At 30.4% G+C, this 21,087-nt stretch carries 24 protein-coding genes; 12 read left to right on the top strand and 12 right to left on the bottom strand.

Annotated features, from left to right (window positions below):
• Nucleotides 1–58 precede the first annotated feature (58 nt).
• The 3 genes from SJY27_RS11095 (at nucleotide 59) to SJY27_RS11085 (ending at nucleotide 3,739) form a co-directional block, all read left to right on the top strand.
• On the top strand, nucleotides 59–2,461 hold the full coding sequence (locus SJY27_RS11095) for a helix-turn-helix domain-containing protein (protein ID WP_397444907.1): 2,403 nt from the start codon (nucleotides 59–61) through the stop codon (nucleotides 2,459–2,461).
• Between the two features lie 93 nt (nucleotides 2,462–2,554).
• Nucleotides 2,555–3,298 carry a polysaccharide lyase family 7 protein gene (locus SJY27_RS11090; RefSeq protein WP_397444906.1) on the top strand — a complete coding sequence of 248 codons (744 nt, stop codon included), beginning with the start codon at nucleotides 2,555–2,557 and terminating at the stop codon, nucleotides 3,296–3,298.
• Nucleotides 3,299–3,367: 69 nt separating this feature from the next.
• Entirely contained in the window at nucleotides 3,368–3,739 is a 372-nt protein-coding gene (locus SJY27_RS11085) for a VOC family protein (protein WP_397447916.1), read from the top strand.
• A 4-nt stretch (nucleotides 3,740–3,743) separates the two neighbouring features.
• Here SJY27_RS11085 and SJY27_RS11080 read toward each other — a convergent pair whose 3' ends face one another.
• The 4 genes from SJY27_RS11080 to aspS form a co-directional block, all read right to left on the bottom strand.
• Nucleotides 3,744–5,525, bottom strand: a complete 1,782-nt coding sequence (locus SJY27_RS11080; protein WP_397444905.1) for a chloride channel protein — start codon at nucleotides 5,523–5,525, stop codon at nucleotides 3,744–3,746.
• A 7-nt stretch (nucleotides 5,526–5,532) separates the two neighbouring features.
• Nucleotides 5,533–6,186, bottom strand: coding sequence for a hypothetical protein (locus SJY27_RS11075; protein ID WP_397444904.1), 654 nt, complete (start codon nucleotides 6,184–6,186; stop codon nucleotides 5,533–5,535).
• Between the two features lie 4 nt (nucleotides 6,187–6,190).
• Nucleotides 6,191–6,895 carry a DUF6503 family protein gene (locus SJY27_RS11070; protein WP_397444903.1) on the bottom strand — a complete coding sequence of 235 codons (705 nt, stop codon included), beginning with the start codon at nucleotides 6,893–6,895 and terminating at the stop codon, nucleotides 6,191–6,193.
• 85 nt (nucleotides 6,896–6,980) lie between these two features.
• A complete protein-coding gene (aspS, locus tag SJY27_RS11065; protein ID WP_397444902.1) occupies nucleotides 6,981–8,735 on the bottom strand; it encodes an aspartate--tRNA ligase in 1,755 nt (584 codons plus the stop codon).
• A 123-nt stretch (nucleotides 8,736–8,858) separates the two neighbouring features.
• Here aspS and SJY27_RS11060 point away from each other — a divergent pair, with 123 nt between their 5' ends.
• The 3 genes from SJY27_RS11060 (at nucleotide 8,859) to SJY27_RS11050 (ending at nucleotide 10,484) form a co-directional block, all read left to right on the top strand.
• Complete coding sequence (locus SJY27_RS11060) at nucleotides 8,859–9,218, top strand: cupin domain-containing protein (RefSeq protein WP_397444901.1); 360 nt, start codon at nucleotides 8,859–8,861, stop codon at nucleotides 9,216–9,218.
• Between the two features lie 91 nt (nucleotides 9,219–9,309).
• Nucleotides 9,310–9,981, top strand: a complete 672-nt coding sequence (gene rsmI / locus SJY27_RS11055) for a 16S rRNA (cytidine(1402)-2'-O)-methyltransferase (protein ID WP_397444900.1) — start codon at nucleotides 9,310–9,312, stop codon at nucleotides 9,979–9,981.
• A gap of 32 nt (nucleotides 9,982–10,013) precedes the next feature.
• Nucleotides 10,014–10,484: a regulatory protein RecX gene (locus SJY27_RS11050; RefSeq protein WP_397444899.1), complete on the top strand. Its 471-nt coding sequence runs from the start codon at nucleotides 10,014–10,016 to the stop codon at nucleotides 10,482–10,484.
• Between the two features lie 43 nt (nucleotides 10,485–10,527).
• On the opposite strand, the gene SJY27_RS11045 is transcribed toward SJY27_RS11050, so the two are convergent.
• Complete coding sequence (locus SJY27_RS11045; RefSeq protein ID WP_397444898.1) at nucleotides 10,528–11,232, bottom strand: TIGR04283 family arsenosugar biosynthesis glycosyltransferase; 705 nt, start codon at nucleotides 11,230–11,232, stop codon at nucleotides 10,528–10,530.
• Between the two features lie 22 nt (nucleotides 11,233–11,254).
• On the opposite strand from SJY27_RS11045, the gene SJY27_RS11040 reads away from it, so the two are divergent.
• Nucleotides 11,255–12,022, top strand: a complete 768-nt coding sequence (locus SJY27_RS11040; RefSeq protein WP_397444897.1) for a DUF547 domain-containing protein — start codon at nucleotides 11,255–11,257, stop codon at nucleotides 12,020–12,022.
• Here SJY27_RS11040 and SJY27_RS11035 read toward each other — a convergent pair.
• From SJY27_RS11035 to SJY27_RS11025, 3 genes are all read right to left on the bottom strand, one after another.
• Nucleotides 12,019–13,290 carry an MFS transporter gene (locus SJY27_RS11035; protein ID WP_397444896.1) on the bottom strand — a complete coding sequence of 424 codons (1,272 nt, stop codon included), beginning with the start codon at nucleotides 13,288–13,290 and terminating at the stop codon, nucleotides 12,019–12,021. The two genes, SJY27_RS11040 and SJY27_RS11035, sit on opposite strands and share 4 nt — an antisense overlap.
• A 34-nt stretch (nucleotides 13,291–13,324) precedes the next feature.
• Nucleotides 13,325–13,984, bottom strand: coding sequence for a hypothetical protein (locus SJY27_RS11030; protein WP_397444895.1), 660 nt, complete (start codon nucleotides 13,982–13,984; stop codon nucleotides 13,325–13,327).
• 187 nt (nucleotides 13,985–14,171) lie between these two features.
• A complete protein-coding gene (locus SJY27_RS11025) occupies nucleotides 14,172–15,167 on the bottom strand; it encodes an NAD(P)H-dependent glycerol-3-phosphate dehydrogenase (RefSeq protein WP_397444894.1) in 996 nt (331 codons plus the stop codon).
• 94 nt (nucleotides 15,168–15,261) lie between these two features.
• On the opposite strand from SJY27_RS11025, the gene SJY27_RS11020 reads away from it, so the two are divergent.
• The 3 genes from SJY27_RS11020 to SJY27_RS11010 are packed head-to-tail and all read left to right on the top strand — an operon-like array spanning nucleotide 15,262 to nucleotide 16,733.
• Entirely contained in the window at nucleotides 15,262–16,134 is an 873-nt protein-coding gene (locus tag SJY27_RS11020) for an alpha/beta hydrolase (RefSeq protein ID WP_397444893.1), read from the top strand.
• Nucleotides 16,131–16,562, top strand: a complete 432-nt coding sequence (gene dut, locus SJY27_RS11015) for a dUTP diphosphatase (RefSeq protein WP_397444892.1) — start codon at nucleotides 16,131–16,133, stop codon at nucleotides 16,560–16,562. Before SJY27_RS11020 ends, dut begins: the two co-directional genes overlap by 4 nt.
• A gap of 18 nt (nucleotides 16,563–16,580) precedes the next feature.
• Complete coding sequence (locus SJY27_RS11010; RefSeq protein WP_397444891.1) at nucleotides 16,581–16,733, top strand: PspC domain-containing protein; 153 nt, start codon at nucleotides 16,581–16,583, stop codon at nucleotides 16,731–16,733.
• Between the two features lies 1 nt (nucleotide 16,734).
• On the opposite strand, the gene SJY27_RS11005 is transcribed toward SJY27_RS11010, so the two are convergent.
• A complete protein-coding gene (locus tag SJY27_RS11005) occupies nucleotides 16,735–17,274 on the bottom strand; it encodes a GNAT family N-acetyltransferase (protein WP_397444890.1) in 540 nt (179 codons plus the stop codon).
• Nucleotides 17,275–17,347: 73 nt separating this feature from the next.
• Nucleotides 17,348–18,355, bottom strand: coding sequence for a recombinase RecA (gene recA / locus SJY27_RS11000; protein ID WP_397444889.1), 1,008 nt, complete (start codon nucleotides 18,353–18,355; stop codon nucleotides 17,348–17,350).
• A 111-nt stretch (nucleotides 18,356–18,466) separates the two neighbouring features.
• Here recA and SJY27_RS10995 point away from each other — a divergent pair, with 111 nt between their 5' ends.
• Together SJY27_RS10995 and SJY27_RS10990 are read left to right on the top strand one after the other, a co-directional pair.
• Nucleotides 18,467–19,258, top strand: a complete 792-nt coding sequence (locus SJY27_RS10995) for an aldose 1-epimerase (RefSeq protein ID WP_397444888.1) — start codon at nucleotides 18,467–18,469, stop codon at nucleotides 19,256–19,258.
• A 5-nt stretch (nucleotides 19,259–19,263) separates the two neighbouring features.
• Nucleotides 19,264–19,833: a pseudouridine synthase gene (locus tag SJY27_RS10990; RefSeq protein ID WP_397444887.1), complete on the top strand. Its 570-nt coding sequence runs from the start codon at nucleotides 19,264–19,266 to the stop codon at nucleotides 19,831–19,833.
• A 154-nt stretch (nucleotides 19,834–19,987) separates the two neighbouring features.
• Here the strand turns inward: SJY27_RS10990 and SJY27_RS10985 are convergent, their stop codons facing one another.
• Both SJY27_RS10985 and rpiB read right to left on the bottom strand, forming a co-directional pair.
• Nucleotides 19,988–20,428 carry a GNAT family N-acetyltransferase gene (locus tag SJY27_RS10985; RefSeq protein ID WP_397444886.1) on the bottom strand — a complete coding sequence of 147 codons (441 nt, stop codon included), beginning with the start codon at nucleotides 20,426–20,428 and terminating at the stop codon, nucleotides 19,988–19,990.
• A 94-nt stretch (nucleotides 20,429–20,522) separates the two neighbouring features.
• On the bottom strand, nucleotides 20,523–20,951 hold the full coding sequence (rpiB, locus tag SJY27_RS10980; protein WP_397444885.1) for a ribose 5-phosphate isomerase B: 429 nt from the start codon (nucleotides 20,949–20,951) through the stop codon (nucleotides 20,523–20,525).
• Between the last annotated feature and the right edge of the window lie 136 nt (nucleotides 20,952–21,087).

The raw sequence follows: 21,087 nt of genomic DNA, 5'->3' as shown, positions 1-21,087 counted from the left end.
AAAGCATTTTTGTTTTAATTTTGTCTGATTGTTTATCTTGCATCCAAAAAAAGTTGAAATGTCTAAAAATCCTGAATTAGAACTTGCTGTTAATTTTATTGAAAAAACAGATAGAAACCTGTTTATTACAGGAAAAGCAGGTACAGGTAAAACTACTTTTTTACATCAAATTAAAAATGAATCTTTAAAAAGGATGGTTATTGTTGCACCAACAGGTGTGGCTGCAATTAATGCAAAAGGGGTAACCATTCACTCTTTTTTCCAAATGCCTTTTGGACCAATTTTACCCAATCAGGTTCAAAATAATCAGCAACAAAGACGTTTTTCTAAAACTAAAATCGATATTATAAAATCGTTAGATTTGGTAATTATTGATGAAATTTCAATGGTTAGAGCAGATTTACTAGATGGTATAGATCAAGTAATGCGTCGTTATAAAAACAGACATAAAGTATTTGGTGGCGCCCAAGTTTTAATGATTGGCGATTTGCAACAGTTAGCACCAGTTGTAAAACCTAACGAATGGAGTTTACTCAGAAATCATTACGAAACCGTCTACTTTTTTAGTTCAAAAGCGTATCAAGAAGCCAATGTGGTTTCTATAGAATTAAAGCATATTTATAGACAGAAAAACGAAGATTTTATTCAGGTTTTAAATGAAATTAGAAATGATAATTTATCTGAAACTTCAGCAAAAATTTTAAATCAACGTTATCAACCTAACTTTTCGCCTACAAAAGACGATGGTTACATTACGTTAACTACGCACAACAAAAGAGCCAATTTAATTAACGATTCTGAATTGAATAAACTTAAAAACAAAAGCTATTTTTTTGAAGCTGATGTAACTGGTAAATTCAATGAAAATGCTTTTCCAAATGATGAAAAGCTAGCACTAAAAGTGGGTGCTCAAGTAATGTTTATCAAAAATGATTCGTCACTAGAAAAAAGATATTTTAATGGCAAAATTGGTATTGTTACAGATATTTCTAAAGAAACTGTAACTGTGCAGTGCCCGAATGAAATTGATGAAATTGTTACAGAAAGAGAAAATTGGGATAACGTAAATTATTCTATAAACGATGAAACCAAAGAAATTAAAGAAGATATTATTGGTTCGTTTAAACAAATTCCCTTGCGTTTGGCTTGGGCAATTACCATTCATAAAAGTCAAGGTTTAACGTTTGAAAAAGCCATTATTGATGCAGAAGCTTCTTTTGCGCACGGCCAAACCTACGTAGCTTTAAGTAGATGCACATCTTTAGAAGGTTTGGTTTTAAAAACACCAATTACGAGTAATGCCATAATTAACGACCAAACTGTAAGTGTTTTTAATGAAAGTGTAGAAGAAAATCATCCAGATGAAACTGTTTTAAATGCTTCTGAAAAAAAATTTCAGTTGAATTTAATTTCAGAATTATTCGATTATCAACCTTTTTTATATCCTACAACACGATTAATCGATATTTTTTACAGAAATCAAACTTCCATAAAAGGAGATGTAATTGATCATTTACAAACTATAAAAGACGATGGAGTTGTAAATTTAATGAAGGTTTCTAACGGATTCAAAAATCAATTGAAATTATTATCAGAAGATAACGTATTGCCAGAAAACAGTAGTCAAATTCAAGAACGCTTTACAAAAGGTGTTGCTTATTTTATTAATCAAACCAAAACAAACCTCCAAAAACCATTAGAAACTATTTCTTTTTCTTCGGATAATAAAGCCGTGAAAAAAGATTTCTCTAAACAATTTGATAGTCTTCAAGAAAAATTAGAAGAAAAACTATTTGCACTCGAAAAAATGACAGCTGGTTTTAAAGTTCAAGAGTATTTGCAGGTTAGGGCAAATGCGGTTCTTCAAAAAACAGAACCCAAAAAGAAGAAAAAAATATCCACCAGAAAAGATCCATTATTGGCTTTAAAATTACGCGAGTTAAGAGACGAAATTAGAATCGCAGAAAATATACCTGCCTTTCAAATCTTTACTCAAGAAACGCTGTATGCCATTTGTGAAGCCATACCTAGATCTGAGAAAGAACTTTTAAAAATTAAAGGAATGGGTAAAATCCGTGTAAAAAAATACGGAGAAGAAATTTTGGAAGTAGTAGAAAAATATTGTGCTGAAAACGGCATCAATAAAGAAAACGAGCAAAAAAAAGAGGCCAAAAAACCTACCAAACAAATTACGTTTGAATTGTTTAAAGCAGGTTTATCTATCAAAGAAATTGCCAAAGAACGCAGTTTAACTTCTGGCACAATAGAAAGTCATTTGGCAAGTTTTATTCCTTCTGGAGAAGTTGATATTTTAGAATTAATTGATTTAAAACGTTATAAAAAAATCATCAATCAAATTGAAAATATTGAGTTTAAAAGTTTAACTGAGCTTAAAGAAAAAGTAGACGATTCGTTTTCTTATATGGAGTTGCGTATGGTTTTGTTATCCATAGAAAAATAAACAATAGGCTTATTATCAAAGTATTGTTAATTTATATTATCATATTTCTTTGTGTTGTATCTTTATTATTCAATTTTATAAATAGTATGAACTATGCTTAAATCTTGTTTTAAATACCTCTTCTTATTTACTATTATTTTAAGTTGCTCTAGCAATGCTGTTGATGAAGAAGTTGACGATGTTATAGAAGAACCAACCATAACACCGAAAGCTGTTGATTTTGGAGTTTTGGTTGTTGAAACCAGCTGGATTTCTAAAAATACTGGAGATAGAGATACTTTTTTAGCAAACAGTGTTGATAACGAAAACTGGATGGATATTTATGATAATGGCAATGTAATGATGACTTGTTTAGCAGGCGATAGTCATAGAACAGAATTGAAAGAAAACTCAGGAGCCGAAAAACCACTAAGTATTTATAAAAAAATGGCATACACAGCTACCTTAAACAATATTCCTGAAAATGGAGTAACCATTGCACAAATACATAACAGAGGTGGTGTAAACAGACCTTGGATTCGTGTATATGTTGATGATGATAAATTCATTAAAATTAAAGCTACAGAAACTACGCCAGATGAAAGCAAATCTACCTACAGCACGCATACAGGACCATTATACATTGCTGGCAACGAGCTTTCTATAAACGTAACCATACAAAATGGTTCAGCTTCTTTCGAGATTTCTACAAATGATATTACGTACACCAAAAGTTTAACACCAAGTGCAGATTGGAATAACTACCAAAACAGCTACTATTTAAAAGCCGGCGTTTATACAGAGGGTGATGATGTTGAGCCTGTATTAGAAATGAGTACATTTTCTGTAACGTACTAATTGCCAATTAAAAACACTTATTTCATTGTTTTTTGTTAACTTTAAACCATCAACAAAAAACTTTTTATGATGAAATTAGGGGCAATGTCTATCAGTTTAGCAGTAAAAGACCTTCATAAATCGAAGGCATTTTATGAAACTTTGGGGTTTACTGTATTTGCAGGAGAAATAGAAAAGAATTACTTCATTCTTAAAAACGGAAATGCCTTAGTAGGTTTATTTCAAGGAATGTTTGAGAACAATATTTTAACTTTTAATCCTGGTTGGGATGAAAACGCCAACAAGTTGGATGATTTTGATGATGTTAGAGCCATTCAAAAACACTTAAAAGCCAACCATATTGAATTGGTAAGTGAAGCTGACGAAACTACTTCTGGCCCAGCAAACTTCATGTTTTTTGATCCTGATGGAAATATGATTTTAATTGATCAACATGTGTAGCTTTTTAAGCAGTAACTTCAATCAACTTATTTCTGTACGCAGTTAGTAATTTCGATTTTGAGATAAAACCAACATAGGTATTTCCTTTAATTACAGGTAAATTCCAGGCGCCACTTTCTTTAAATTTTTGCATTATTTGCGAAACAGAATCATCATATTGAATGGTTTCTGGTGCAGCTTTCATAATGGTTTGTACAGTTACACTTTTGTACATTTCTGAATCGAACATTATTGGGCGAATATCATCTAATAAAACAATACCCAAAAACTGTTTTTCTTTATCAAGAACAGGAAAAATATTTCTGGTTGATTTGGCAACCGCCTTTTTTAGCATTTCTCCTAAAAACATTTCAGGGTGTACAGCTTTAAAGTTCTTTTCTATCAATTGGTTAATGTCCATCATCATCAACACATTTTTATCTTTATTATGCGTAATGAGTTCGCCTCTTTGTGCCAGTTTATAAGTGTAAATAGAGTTCGAAATAAAGTATTTTGTAAAGGCAAACGAAATAGCAGCCACCAACATTAGGGGCACAAATAAATCATAACCTCCTGTAATTTCTGCAATTAAAAAAATGGCAGTTAAAGGCGCGTGTAAAACGCCTGCCATTAAACCTGTCATTCCAATTAGCGTAAAATTGGCTTCAGAAACGTGAAAACCAAATCCTAAGTTATTGATGATTTTGGCAAAAGCATTGCCTAAGGCACTTCCCATTACTAAAGTAGGGATAAAAATTCCGCCAACTCCACCAGCCGCAAACGTTGTACTCATGGCTATCGCTTTAAAAAAAGTGATGAGTAATAAGAGTCCAACCAAAATCCAAATATTGGTTTTATCAAAAGGAAAAGGTGTATTTCCAATAGCTTCAATATGGTTTCCTTTTAATAAATTATTGATTAATCCATAACCTTCACCATACAAAGAAGGCATTAAAAATAAAATAATACCAATAACAACACTACCAATTATAAAGCGCGTAAAACGTTTTTCAAAGCGATAAAAAAACTTTCGAATCGCGAAATATATGAATGAAAAATAGACAGAAATAATGCCTGTAACAATTCCGAAAATTGCATAAAAACCAATTTCACTAATTTCGAATTTTTCGTTCAATTCAAAACCCAACAACACATCTGAACCTAAAAAGAAATAAGAGGTTACAATTGCAGCTACAGAAGCCAATAAAAGCGGCACTAAAGACACAAAGGCAATATCTAAACTAAATACTTCTAAAGCAAAAACAATACCTGCAATTGGCGCCTTAAACATTGATGACATTGCACCAGCAGTTGCACAACCAATCAATAACATTCTTGTTTTTGTATTCATATGAAACAAACGCGATGTGTAAGATGCCAAAGCTGTACCTGCACTTACAGCTGGCCCTTGCAACCCAACAGAACCTCCAAAACCAACCGTTAATGGCGCTGTTATTAAAGAAGCATACATATTGTAATTGGGGATAATTCCTTTACGTTTAGAAATGGCATACAAAGTGGTTGAAATTCCATGACCAATATGTTTTTTTAGCCAATTTTTTTTGATGATCACAACAATTAATAAACCAATAATGGGAAAAATAAAATATAACGAACTCTGGTGATTTTTTAAAAAATCGATAGATAGAAGTAATCGAATATAGTGCGTGGCATTTTTTAAAACCACAGTTCCCATACCTGCTAAAAACCCCACTAAAATGCTTAAAATATACACAAACTGACGCTCAGAAATGTATTTGTATCTCCAGAGTAAAATTCGTTTTAAATATTTGTTTTTTGTTGGCATTTTTATTTTAATAGCTTCTTTTGTGATATTTCAAAAACCCATTGGCGCGCAATTCTTTATGAATGGTAATAATATCTTCTGGTATATCTGGAGTTGTTAACCAATTTACATCTAAACCATTTCTTATGGCTTCTTCCAAAAGAAATTTATTATCAGCTATTAAATTTCCTAAAACCTGTAAATTTTCCTCAAATTCAATTAAAAAATCGTCATCTAACTTATTTATAATTAATAAAATTTTAAAAACCCTAGCGATTACTGCAATACAAAACTTTTTTCTTTTTGCAGGTGGTTTACTATTTAAAATAAAGTTTCTATTAAGTGTTAAAACCTCATTTATCATTACTAAATTTAAGTGTGCTTCACCAAATTTATCTTTGGTAATATTTACATGCTGGTTTATAAATCCGCTTAAATCTCTAACATCCCAATTTAAATATCCAATTGTATAATAGCTATCTTTAGCATTTTTACTCACTAAATCTAGGAGCATTTTTTCAGTTTTGTCTCTTTGTTGTTCTACAGAATCTGTATTTACCAATTCAAAAAGTAAACGATTTGCTAACGGAATATCTTTTTTTAGCAAGCGTAAAATGAGCTTATCCTTCTCTTTTGATGGTAAATTACTAATCGCTTCTTTAAACTCCTTTGGGTATGTCATTTTTTTACTTTCTTGATAAAATATCAGTCCCTAAATACTTATCGTCTTTGTTATAATACCAAGCTCTTACTTTTGGCATTTTAATAGCATTTATGCTTTCTAAACCTTTTAATAAGATATATTCTCCACTATCTGTAGTGTCTTTAATAAACTGATAGACTTCCATTGCATACGTTTTTGGGTTGAAATAAAAGTACCAAGTATCTTTACCAACTTCCTTCTTGTAAGTTGCTTTTAACACTAAATATTCATTTCCTTTAAACATTTTTCTTTCTACTTTTTGATGAATGATAGTGCCTTCATCTTTCAACTTCATTGGTAAACCGTATAAATAGGTATAATAGTTTTTATACAAATTAGCACGTTCAGCATTCAAATTGTATTTCTTTTTAATTTCTTCTGATGGATTATCATCTCCATTAAAAGAATAACTAATTTGGTTTTTATTAACAATAAATGCTGTTGTAATGGTATCTCTTTTTGCACTAACTGAAAAATATTGTTTAGGCAAATTAATATTGATTTTACTTTCTCTTGGTGCACTTTTAGGAGTTTCCATAGTTACCAATAATTCGCCTTTAAAGGTTGCCCAATTGTTATTTGGATCATGAAATTGAATTGCTTTTTTTAGTAATTCATCTCCTGTAATTTCTTGTGAGAAAGTAATTATTGTAGTGAATAGCAATAATAATATGATTAGTTTTTTCATATTTTAAAAGTAAGAAAAATTGTTAAACGAAAAGACCTCACAGGTTTTAAAAACCTGTAAGGTCTATATATAAAAATTTCAAAATTTATTCTTGAATATCCAACTTCAAACTCAATTCTTTTAGTTGCTCATCATCTATAAAAGCAGGAGCATCTATCATAACATCTCTTCCAGAATTATTTTTTGGGAAAGCTATAAAATCACGAATAGTTTCTTGGCCTCCTAAAATGGCAACCAATCTGTCTAAACCAAAAGCCAAACCTCCATGAGGTGGTGCTCCATACTCAAAAGCATCCATTAAGAAACCAAATTGCGCTTTAGCCTCTTCCTCTGAAAAACCTAAGTGTTTTAGCATTGTGGCTTGAATTTGTTTATCATGAATTCTGATAGAACCTCCACCAATTTCATTTCCGTTTAAAACCAAATCATACGCATTTGCCTTTACAGCTCCAGGATCTGTGTCTAATAATTCTAGTTGACCAGGTTTTGGCGATGTAAATGGATGGTGCATTGCATGATAATGTCCAGTTTCTTCATCTAACTCTAACAATGGGAAATCTATAACCCAAAGTGGAGCAAATTCGTTTGGTTTACGTAAACCTAATTCTTCTGCTAAATGCATTCTTAACGCAGATAATTGAGCTCTAACTTTATTGGTTTCACCAGATAAAACAACCACTAAATCTCCTTTTTTAGCATCGGTTTTTTCTGCCCATTTTGCCAAATCTTCTTGATCGTAAAATTTATCTACAGAAGACTTAAAAGAACCATCTTCGTTAACTCTACAATAAATCATTCCCAAAGCACCAACTTGTGGTCTTTTTACCCATTTAATAAGGTTGTCAATCTGTTTTCTTGTATAAGCATTTCCTCCAGGAACAGCAAAGCCAACCACCAATTCTGCATTGTTAAAAACGCCAAAATCTTTGTGTTGTGTTACTTCATTTAACTCGCCAAACTGCATCCCAAAACGAATGTCTGGTTTGTCATTTCCATACAAACGCATGGCATCATCATATAACATTCTTGGAAATTTTTCCACTTCAACATTATTGATTTCTTTTAATAAATGACGTGTTAATCCTTCGAAAATATTTAGGATATCTTCTTGCTCTACAAACGCCATTTCACAGTCAATCTGCGTAAATTCTGGCTGTCTGTCTGCACGTAAATCTTCGTCTCTAAAACATTTTACGATCTGAAAATATTTATCCATTCCACCAACCATTAATAGTTGTTTAAAGGTTTGTGGTGATTGAGGTAATGCGTAAAACTGACCTTCATTCATACGAGAAGGCACTACAAAATCTCTTGCGCCTTCTGGTGTAGATTTTATTAAATACGGAGTTTCTACTTCTATAAATTCTTGTTCAGAAAGATACTTTCTAACTTCCATAGAAACTTTATGACGAAAAATCAAACTGTCTTTCACAGGATTTCTTCTAATGTCTAAATATCTATATTTCATTCTGATGTCTTCTCCTCCATCAGTTTTATCTTCAATTGTAAAAGGTGGTAATTTAGCCTCGTTTAAAATTTCTAGTTCAGTAACCAAAACCTCAACATCACCAGTAGCTAACCTATCATTTTTAGATTCTCTTTCAATAACAGTACCTTTCACTTGAATTACAAACTCTCTACCTAAAGATTTTGCTTTTTCTATGATGTCTTTAGAAGTACGTTCTTCATCAAAAATTAACTGTGTAATTCCATATCTATCTCGCAAATCTACCCAAACCATAAAACCTTTGTCTCTAGATTTTTGAACCCAACCTGCTAGTGTAACTTCTGTGTTAATGTGTGATGCTCTTAAGGCACCACAAGAATGACTTCTGTACATTTCTTATTGAAAATTTTCTTTCGCCAAAAGCGAATATCCTTAAATTATCTTCTCAAATTTATTTCGAGATCTGTGTGCAAAATTACACATTTTATCCATTAAAATCTTTGTAAATTTGTTTTTATGAGCGTAGTTAATATTCACGAAAAATTCCAGCTTTTTACAGATTTATGGTCACCTAAAAAAATAGGAGAATTGAATGGACAGCAAATTTTATTGGCAAAAATAAAAGGAGAATTTGTTTTTCATAAGCATAACAATGAAGATGAACTTTTTATGGTGAAAAAAGGTGTTTTAGAAATGCATTTACGAGATGAAATTGTAACCATAAATGAAGGTGAATTCTATATTGTACCTAAAGGAGTAGAACACAAACCTGTTGCCAAAGAAGAAGTTCATATTCTTTTATTTGAACCTCTAACTACAAAACATACAGGAGATGTTGTTGCAGATATAACTGTAGAAACTTATGAAGAAATTTAAAAATGGTTGTTGGTTTTTAGTTTTTAGTTGTTGGTCAAATCAGTACTAAATCAACTAAAAACCATCAACCAAAAACTAAAAACCACCATTAATGAGTAAACTGTATTTAGTGCCAACACCAATTGGTAATTTAGAAGACATGACTTTTAGAGCGATTCGTATTCTAAAAGAAGTCGATTTTATTTTAGCAGAAGATACCAGAACAAGTGGAAAGTTGCTAAAACATTTTGAAATTTCTACACAAATGCATAGTCATCATATGCACAATGAACACAAATCTATTGAGGGAATTTTAAATAGAATTAAAAGTGGAGAAACTTGCGCTGTTATTTCTGATGCTGGAACGCCTGCAATTTCTGATCCTGGGTTTTTATTAACGAGAGCTTGCGTAGAAAATGATATTGATGTAGAATGTTTACCAGGTGCAACTGCTTTTGTACCAGCTTTGGTAAATTCTGGTTTGCCTAATGATAAATTTGTTTTTGAAGGGTTTTTACCTGTAAAAAAAGGAAGGCAAACTCGTTTTTTACTCTTAGCTGAAGAAACAAGAACCATGATTTTTTACGAATCGCCTCATAAATTGGTAAAAACTTTAGGACATTTTGTTGAATATTTTGGTGCTGACAGAAAAGTTTCTGTGTCTAGAGAACTCACAAAAATGTTCGAAGAAACTGTAAGAGGAACAGCAACAGAAGTTTTAGCTCATTTTACTAAAAAACCACCAAAAGGTGAAATTGTTGTTGTAGTTGAGGGTAAAAAATAAGGTGAATACAACTATTTTTAGAACAGAAACTAATGCAAAAAAAAGTATTTACTGTTGATGAAATCAAACGAAAGTTAGAGCAGTATTGCGTGTACCAAGATCGATGTCATAAAGAAGTGGAACAAAAAATGCGAGAGTTCAACTTAATTACGGAAGCAAAAGAGCTTATTTTATTGAGCCTAATGCAAGATAATTTTTTGAACGAAGAACGTTTTGCAAAAAGTTTTGCTAGAGGAAAATTCAGAATTAAAAACTGGGGTAAACAACGAATTGTTAGAGAACTAAAATTTAAAGATATTTCTGCCTACAATATTAAAACTGCATTGAAAGAGATTGATGAAAAAGAATACATAAAAACAGTTTATAGAATTACAGAAAATAGAAATAATGTAATATCTGAGTCTAATATCCACAAAAGAAAACAAAAACTCATTGGTTTTTTAATGAGAAAAGGATACGAAAACGAATTGGTTTATCAAGTTGTCAACGAAATTATATCATAATTAACAAAACGATTTGTAAAAGAGAAACGTATTATTTACACAATTAAACAGACTCTCTTAATAAACTTTTGTAGGTTTTTCTTAATTTAATAGGATCTACACCTAATTTGTATTTTAAAAATACATAGCCATTAATTACATTTACTTTTAGCCAAGAATTAGTTTCATATTTTCTCGCACTCACTGTAGCTTTAGATGGAATAATGGCAAAAGGAATTTTTTGTTTTCTGATTCTATCCATCATTTCAAAATCTTCCATAATACAAAAGTTTTCATTGTATCCTTTTAACTTTAAAAATGTTTCTTTAGTAAAAAAATGACATTGATCTCCACCTCCAGCAAAAAGTCCATCTTTGACTGTAAACTTACTATTGAAAGCCAAAAGTCGTGAGTTTTTATTAAACTGATATGCAAAAAACCCAAATTGATTTCCATCTTGAATAACCGATTTTATTTGAATATAGAAATCATCAGGAAGAAGTACATCAGCATGTAAAAACAAAAATATACTACCTTTAGCCACTTTTGTAGCAGCATTCATTTGAGCTGCTCTTCCTTTTGTTTTGCAATTTAAAAACGTAACTTTAGCGTATTGCTTGCAAACTTTTGGAGTTTCGTCTGAGGTTTCAGGAGAATTAGCCACAATAATTTCTAGAGGAAACCTGTTAGCTTGTTCGCACAAAAACGACAAACTGTTTGCAAGGTTTTCTTGCTCATTATAAACAGGAATAATTATACTTATTAACATACTTAAACATACGAATTTTTATATGAAACCGTTTTTATATACCTTATTTTTTTTATCAACTTTTGGTTTACATGCTCAAAATTCTATCATTTATAGTGATGTTGCCCAAGATTTACTAGAGAATATTATCGATAAAAAGCCTTACAGTAAAAAAGTACAAATTTTAAGTAAAAGTACTTTAAAAGATTTAGTTACTGAACTACAAACAGATAATCAAAAAATTGCATTTTGGGTAAATATTTATAATGCTTTTATTCAAATTTCATTAACAGAAAATCCGAAAGAATATGAAAATAGAAGTGCTTTTTTTGGAAAAAAACGAGTTGAAATTGCTGGTGAAATTTTGTCTTTTGATGATATTGAACATGGAATCCTTAGAAAATCTAGAATGAAAATTAGCTTAGGTTATCTTAGAAAATGGTTCCGCCAAAAATGGGAACGCAAGTTGCGTATTGATAACGATATTGATTGGAGAATACATTTTGCCTTGAACTGTGGTGCAAAAAGTTGCCCACCAATTGCCATTTATGATGCCAAAAATTTAGATAAGCAATTTGATTTTATGACCACAACCTATTTAAAGGAACAAACCTCTTACAATCAAGATACTAAAACTGCTAATGCTGTGGCACTTTTTTCTTGGTTTCGTGGCGATTTTGGAGGATTATGTGGCGCTAAGAAAATTCTTTTCGAATACAAAATAACTCCGGAAAAACCCAAAAATATAGATTTTAAAAGTTATGATTGGACCTTAAGTTTGGGTAATTTTAAAACCTTACCATCCTTTTAATTTTCCTCTTTTTCATTTTCTTCAATATCTTTAGTTAAATCTAAATTTCTAATTGTTGGACTTACAACTCCTGTTGTTACTACAGTTAAAATAGTCATAGTACCCCCAAAAACAACTGCAGCTACTGGGCCAACCAATTTTGCTGCTAAGCCACTTTCAAAAGCTCCTAATTCGTTAGACGAACCTACAAACATAGAGTTTACAGAAGATACTCTTCCACGCATATCATCAGGTGTTTTTAATTGTAAAATGGTTTGCCTAATTACCATAGAAATACCATCTGCAGCACCACTAACAAATAAAGCTAATAAACTAACCCAAAAAATTGAAGACAAACCAAAAGCAATAATACTTAAGCCAAACACAAAAACAGAAACTAACATTTTTTTACCAGTACTTTTGTTTATTGGTATATAAGTAGTTAACAACATAGTTACTATACTACCAATAGAAATCGACGCATTTAAAAGGCCAAAACCTTCTGGCCCAACTTTTAAAATATCTTGCGCAAAAACAGATAAAATAGCTACAGTACCACCAAATAAAACAGCAATCATATCTAAAGTTAAAGCTCCTAAAATTGCCTTATTTTTAAATACAAATTTTACCCCTGCTTTTAAACTTTCTGTAACAGGTTCGCCTATTTTTTTATTAAGAATAGGTTTCTTTTTGATAAAAAAAGTAAAAACTAAAGACAATATTACTAGGATAAAAACAAGTAATAATGTGTTATCAACATTAATTAAACCAATTAAAAAACCTCCACACAGTGCTCCTGTAACTGAAGCTGTTTTCCAAGTACTTGTGCTCCATGTTGCAGCATTATGATATATTTTTTTAGGTACTAAAAGCGCCACTAAAGAAAATATTGTAGGCCCAAAAAAAGAACGCAAAAAACCACCAAAAAACACCAAAGCATATATACAATACAACACAGAATTTGTGCTCCAATCTGCAATTATTGTTTCAGATGTTAGTAAATATAAGCCTAAACTAATGAATGAAAATGCAGCTGTACATAATGCTAATAAATTCCGTTTTTCTTTTTGATCTACAATATGACCCGCAAATAAAGCCATAGAAAACGCAGGAATAATTTCCATTAATCCAATGATTCCTAAAGAAAGCGGATCTTTTGTTATCGAATATACTTGCCATTCAATCACAATAAATTGCATAGACCAACCAAAGACTAAGAGAAATCTAACAAATAAAAAAATATTAAACTCTCTTATTCTTAATGCAGCATAAGGGTCTTGTTTGGCCATTATCAAAGATGTTTATTAAATATTAATCAGAAAATTAACTCAATTTCATATCCATTAAAATGGCAAAAGTTTGGTTAATATCTTGTTCTTTCACTACAATTGTCATTTCATTTGTTGTTGAGATGATTTCTTGTAAAGGAATATCTGCCCAAGCCAATTGTTTTAAAATAAAGTAATAAATTCCTGATTGTTCTAAATTTTCAACGGGTAATTTTATAGTGATAGAAGCCAACTCTAACATACTATGTGTTAGTGTTTCTTGCTCGAAAATTTCTTCTACATAAGGTCTTAAATTCTTACTGGTAACAATATTGGTTTCAAAAATACCTTGAGAAACTGTTAAAAAGTAATCAGAATTTTCTGCTGATTTAGTTAATATTTTTGCAATTTCTTTTAATAAAGATGGTGTATTTTTAAACGTAAAATCGCATAAATCTGAGCGTACAATTACATCACCCAAATCTAAGGCCAAGCGTTTTATATTTTTTCTGATACGCAATTCACTTGCAGGTGAAAGTCTATTAATTGCCATCATTACAGCACCTACTTTTACGTCTTTTTTTAAAATTGTAGATACTTCTGGTAAAATAATTCTGGCTAAAGAAGAAACATTGATTAATTTTTCATTCAGTGCTTCTTCAACAAAAGGAGTTTTTCTAATGGTACTTTCTACAACTTCCTGTATTGTTTTCATGTTAAAAGTTTAAAAATATAAATAATTGTTCAAAAATAAACAATTATTTGATATCTCATCAGTAATTATAGAATTTACACAGTAAATACAAGTTTATATAAAATCTAAACTTTAGCTCTTATTTATTTAAATTTCTAAACAAGTTTGGATGGACAATTTTAAGATATCTTAAACTTTTATTTAAAAATTAATCTAATTTATTGGTTAATTTTTTAAATTCTTTTTTAGGATTTTTGTTGTCGTACAAAATGTCGTATACAGTTTTAATAATTGGTGTTTTTGCACCATTTTCAAGGGTTATTTTATACGCACTTTTTGTAGCATAATACCCTTCTGCAATCATACTCATTTCGTGCTGTGCAGATCTTACAGTATAACCTTTACCAATCATATTACCAAACATTCTATTTCTACTAAAAGTAGAATAACCTGTTACTAATAAATCGCCTAAATAGGCAGAGTTATTAATATTTCGTTTCATTTTATGTACTTTTTTAATAAAACGTTTCATTTCGCGAATGGCATTGCTCATCAATACCGATTGAAAATTATCTCCATAACCCAAACCATGTGCAATACCTGCTGCAACAGCGTATATATTTTTTAACATTGCTGCATATTCTGTACCAATAATATCATCAGAAATTTTAACATTAATGTACCAACTTTGCAGTGCATCTGCCATATTTTGTGCTTTTTGTTCATCAATACAGGCAATTGTTAAGTAAGATAAACGTTCCATAGCAACTTCTTCTGCATGGCATGGGCCAGTAATTACCCCAATATTTTGTAATGGAATATTAAATTTTTGATTAAAATGTTCACCAACTATTAAACCTGTTTCTGGAACAATACCTTTAATTGCAGAAAAAATTATTTTATTATCTAAAGAAACATTTAACTTATTAAGTTCAGCAGTTAAAAAAGCAGATGGTATTGCAAAAATTAATACATCATAATTAGCAACTATTTTGTTAATATCGCTTGATAAATCTAATAAAGATGCATCTAATTCTGCAGATCGTAAATAGTTAGGGTTATGATCGTTTTCAATAATATGTTCTATAGCTTGCTCATCTCTTAAATACCAACCAATAGTATCTAAATTTTCCATTAACATTTTTACAATGGCAGTTGCCCAACTTCCACCTCCAAAAACTGCTATTTTCTGATGTTTATCCATTTTACTCTATTTTGGCTTCAAAAGTAAGAAAACTAAACTCTTTTGATGAAAGCTTGTTTCAATTATTATATTTGTAAAAGTACTAGCTAACTTTATGAAAGTTTATATTTTACTTTTTTGTGTACTTTTTTTATTATTTTCTTGTACTGCTACAGCTACTAAGAAAAAGATAGAAATACCATTAACTGCCGTAAAAAAATCTACTAAAACAAATAATGTTCATATTTTAAAAAAGCAGTTTGTAATTAAAGAATTGAATGATATTTCTCATAAAGTTTGGTTGTATTTACCTCCAAATTATAATTCTTCTACAGAAAAGTATCCTGTAATTTATATGCATGATGCACAAAATTTATTTGATGATGCCACTTCTTTTATTGGTGAATGGGGTGTTGATGAAACCTTAAATAATCTCTACAATAAAACAAGAAAAAGCTTTATTGTGGTTGGTGTTGAAAATGGTGGAGCAAAAAGAATTGAAGAATATACACCTTTTAAACACCCAAAATATGGAGGTGGAAAAGGTACTATTTATATCGATTTTTTAGTAAAAGAACTCAAACCCTATATTGATGCAAATTATAGAACTAAAACTGATGCCAAACACACTGCAATTATGGGGAGTTCTTTAGGCGGTTTTATCTCTTTTTATGGAGGTTTAAAATATCCTGATGTTTTTGGTAAAATTGGTGCGCTTTCTACGTCTTTTTGGTTTTCTGATAAAATTTATAATTTTACTAAAGAAAATGGAAATCTTCAAAACACAAAAATCTATTTACTGGTTGGAGACAAAGAAGGTGATTCTATGGTACCTGATACCCAAAAAATAGCAAAATTATTGTTAGAGACTGGCTTTGCAAATCAAAATTTAAAAACAAAAATAGTTATTGATGGAAAACACACAGAATCTTTTTGGAAATCTGAATTTTTAGAGGTAATTACTTTTTTATATACTATAAAACAATGAACGTACAAATTATAAATAAATCAAAACACGCAACACCAAATTATGAAACTGAAGGTGCTGCAGGAATGGATTTAAGAGCAAATTTAAACGAACCTGTGGTTTTAAAGCCTTTAGAAAGAGCCATTATTAAAACAGGTTTATACATTGCATTGCCTGTGGGTTTTGAAGCTCAAGTAAGGCCAAGAAGTGGTTTAGCTGCTAAAAAAGGAATTACGGTTTTAAACAGCCCTGGTACTGTAGATGCTGATTATAGAGGTGAAATTGGGGTAATTTTAGTAAATTTATCTAATGACAATTTTGTGGTAAACGATGGTGAACGCATTGCACAATTAGTCATTGCTAAACACGAACGTATTAATTGGAATGAGGTAGAAGTTTTAAACGAAACTGAGCGTGGTTCAGGGGGGTTTGGAAGTACTGGAGTATAACATTAAAAAAGATAAATTATGATTTTAGGAGTATGTGATTGGTTAGCTACAAAAACAAAATTTACTGCAAAGAATTTTAGAATTTTCTTTGTTTTGGCTGCATTAATAGGTGGATTTGGTCTTGGTGCTTATTTACTTTTATGGTTGGTAAAAGTAATTTCTGAAGAATAATTTAAGGTAATTTTTTATAAACCTGACTCATTTTTCTTACCTGATTGTGTAATAATTCAAAAGGTAAAAAACAATGAGAATGATAACGATAACCTAATTTTTTATAAAATTGAAAAGCTTGAGGTTGCTCATCCATTGCGTCTAACCAAATTATAGAATACCCTTTTTCTTTGGCTGTTTTCTCTAGCCAAAGTAATAGTGTTTTTCCAACTCCTTTTCCTTGTATTTTTTGATGTAGATAAATTCTGTGCAGTTTTACTTGTTTTTTTCCTTCTAATCCATCTAATTTTTCATCCCAAATTACTCTAAAATTGCCAACAATTTTATCATTATAAAGTATAAAATAATAGTTAGCATTGTGTTGAGATAATTCTTTTTCAATATTTTCTTTTGCATATTGAGTAGTGATATACCACTGTCCTGCATCTTTCCAAAAATGATGATAAGCTACTGGATAAATATCTTTCATCAACTGAAGTAAAATTTCATCGTCTGAAATAGAAATTTCTTGTAATTGTATATTTTTTGATACCTGAATCATTATTATAAAACAAAAAACTGCTATTGGTTGATTACTCCAATAGCAGTTTAATAATAGTTAGAACTTTTAATACTTAATCTTGATTTTCAATAGCTTCTTTTATTTTACTTTCTAACTCATCCATTAATTCTGGATTATCTTTTATCAATCCTTTTACGGTATCTCTACCTTGTCCTAGTTTGGTTTCTCCATAACTAAACCAAGAACCACTTTTCTTTACAATACCTAACTCTACACCAATATCTAAAACCTCACCAACTTTAGATATTCCTTGCCCATACATAATATCAAATTCTGCAATTTGAAATGGTGGCGCAACTTTATTTTTTACCACTTTTACTTTGGTACTGTTACCAATAACTCTGTCTCCGTCTTTTATTTGCGTTCTTCTACGAATATCTAAACGTACAGAAGCATAAAACTTTAAGGCATTACCACCAGTTGTTGTTTCTGGGTTACCAAACATAACCCCAATTTTTTCTCTTAATTGGTTGATAAAGATAACTGTACAATTTGTTTTAGAAATGGTACCAGTTAGTTTACGTAATGCCTGACTCATTAAACGTGCATGCAAACCCATTTTAGAGTCACCCATTTCACCTTCAATCTCAGATTTTGGTGTTAATGCTGCAACAGAGTCAATTACAACAATATCTATTGCACCAGATCTTATTAAATTATCTGCAATTTCTAACGCTTGCTCTCCATGATCGGGTTGAGAAATAATTAAATTATCTATATCTACCCCTAAATTTTCTGCATAAAATTTATCAAATGCATGTTCTGCATCAATAAAAGCTGCAATACCACCTGCTTTTTGGGCTTCTGCAATTGCATGAATAGTTAAGGTTGTTTTACCAGAAGATTCTGGTCCGTAAATTTCAATTACTCTTCCTCTTGGATAACCGCCAACACCTAAGGCCAAATCTAACCCTAAAGAGCCAGAAGAAATAGCATCTACATCTTCGGTTACTACATCACCCAATTTCATTACAGAACCTTTACCATACGTTTTATCTAACTTATCTAAAGTAAGTTGTAATGCTTTTAGTTTTGCTGCTTTATCTTTATCTACTGCCATAAATCTTTTCTAAATACCTTTTTTAACGGTTGCACAAGTTACAAAAAACAAACAGTATTTTCCTAATGTTTTAATTTCAATTTTATGGTATTTTTACAAAAATTTAAAGCAATGAAAACTAAAATTTTAATTGGTAATTTAAATTCTTCAGCTGCCGTTGAAAATGGAGAATTGGTAAGTTTTATAAATAATAATGTAGAATACATTCATCAAAAAGGTAATAAAGGTTGGCGAAAATCTGATGATGAAATGTTTCCTGTAATAGGCCCAACTTCTAAAAATAATTTTAGAGTACATACTAAAAATGGTGATGCCATTCAAGATCAGCATGGTTTGTTGCGAGAAATGGAATATTCGTTAATTTCTTCGGATGAAAATTCTGCTAAATTTATCAAAAAATACATTAAAAATACTGCTGTTAAGAATAGTAAATTTCCAGAAAAATCTACTGAGGAGTTTTTACATTGGCCTTTTGATTTTACTTTTGAAAAATGTTTTAGATTAAAAAACGATGTTTTAACCATCGATTTTATTATTACATCTGATGAAAATATGCCTTTTATGTTAGGATATCATCCTGCATTTTTGTTATCAAATACAGGTAAAGAAACCTTTATTGCTAATGATAAAATATATGATTTAGACGATGTTTATAAAGTGGGATCTAATGCGTTTCCGGTTTTAAACTCTAATAAAATCGTCTTAAAAAATACAGATAAAAACGATTTAGAAATAACCACAGAAGGCTTTGATAATTTTATGCTTTGGACAGAAGTAAATAATATGGTTTGCATTGAGCCAATTACACAATATACATCGTATACTAACCAAAAATTTTCTGAAGATAATATGCGTTTATCAAAAGGAAAAAACACCTTTTCTGTAGCTCTAAAAATAATTTAGTTGTAATGCCACAACATCGTCATTTTATTATTCATAAACCTTGGGGATTTTTATCGCAATTTATTAATAATCAAACAAAAAGGAAGAAAAAATTGCTAGGAGAATTGTATGATTTTCCTGAGGGAACTATGGCAATTGGACGTTTAGATTATGCCTCTGAAGGAATTCTTTTTTTAACTACGGATGGAAAAATATCTCAAGAAATTAGAAGTAATAAATTTGAAAAAGAATACTTTGTACAAGTTGATGGAATGATCACTAAAGAAGCTATTGAAAAATTAAAAAATGGGGTAGAAATTGGTTTTGAAGGTAAAAAATATACGACCAAACCTTGTAAAGCATTTGCAATTGATGATCCAAAATTTCCGTTAAGAAGTCAAAAAATTCGAGATGAAAGACATGGCCCAACAAGTTGGGTTTCTGTTATTGTTAGAGAAGGAAAATTTAGACAAGTACGTAAAATGACTGCTGCTGTAGGTTACCCAACTTTACGCTTAATTCGTGTTAGAATTGGAGATATAAAATTGAGAAATTTAGAGGTTGGAAAAGTTATAGAGGTTGATGGTTTTGTGTAACTTATATTACAAAAAAAATTACTTAATTCTTTTAATTTTGACTTATGAATAACTCTAATACTACTATTTATATTGTTGCTGCAATTATTATTTTACACTTTGTAGTTGGCTTTGGTTATTTGATTTATAAAATGACTAAAAAGGATGATAAAAACTAATCTCTATCCATTCTAATATGTGGTATACCATCTTCTAAATACTCCTCTCCTATTTGTTTAAATTGGTGTGATTCGTAAAATTTCTTTAAATATTTTTGAGCAGATATGGTAATTTTATCAACCTTAAAATAATTTTTTATTGCTGTAATAGAAGTAATCATAATTTGATGTCCGTAACCAAACTTACGTTCGTTTTTAGCAACTACTACTCTACCAATACTAGCATTTTTAAAATAATCTCCTGGTTTAAAAATACGAGTATAAGCTATAATTTTGTCGTTTTTATAACCAAAAACGTGTATTGCTTTTTGATCTTTAAAATCTACATCTTGATACACACAATCTTGCTCTACAACAAATACTTCAGAACGGATTTGTAGTATTTGATACAATTCTATAATTGTTAATTCTTGGAAGGATTTTATGATGAAGTTCATAATTAATGATAATGAGCGTCATTACGAATGAGGAACGAATAAAGTAATCTGTATATCATGACATTGCTTCGTAAACTCGCAATAATCGAAAAAATTAACAAGAAATTTTACCAACCCTATTTTGATGTCTTCCACCTTCAAACTCTGTAGTAAGAAAAATATCTACAAAACCTAATGCTTGTTGTAAAGACACAAAACGAGCAGGAATGGTTAATACATTAGCATTATTATGTTGTCTTGTTAATGCAACCAATTCATTATTCCAACATAAGGCAGCTCTAATACCTTGGTGTTTATTGGCAGTCATTTGTGCACCATTTCCAGATCCACATAAAATTATGCCTAATGTTGCTTTTCCTGTTTCAACAGCAGCTGCAGTTGGGTGAATGGCATCTGGATAATCCATAGAATCATTAGTATCTGTTCCAAAGTTTAAAACTTTATACCCTTTATTTTCTAAATGTTTTATAATTTCGAACTTGTATTCGGTACCTGCGTGATCGTTACCAATGGCAATTGTCATAATAAATTAGTTTAGTTTGTCATTTCGACTTTATAGAGAAATCTCTGTTTTGCTATCGCTTCAATCGGAATGACAAGTAGTTACATCAACAAAAATATATAAAATAGCAGTTATCAACAGTTATAAACAATGTTAT

The sequence above is a fragment of the Polaribacter sp. R77954 genome, assembly GCF_044595335.1.
Taxonomy (GTDB): domain Bacteria; phylum Bacteroidota; class Bacteroidia; order Flavobacteriales; family Flavobacteriaceae; genus Polaribacter.
This window is presented reverse-complemented; position numbering and strand designations above follow the sequence as displayed.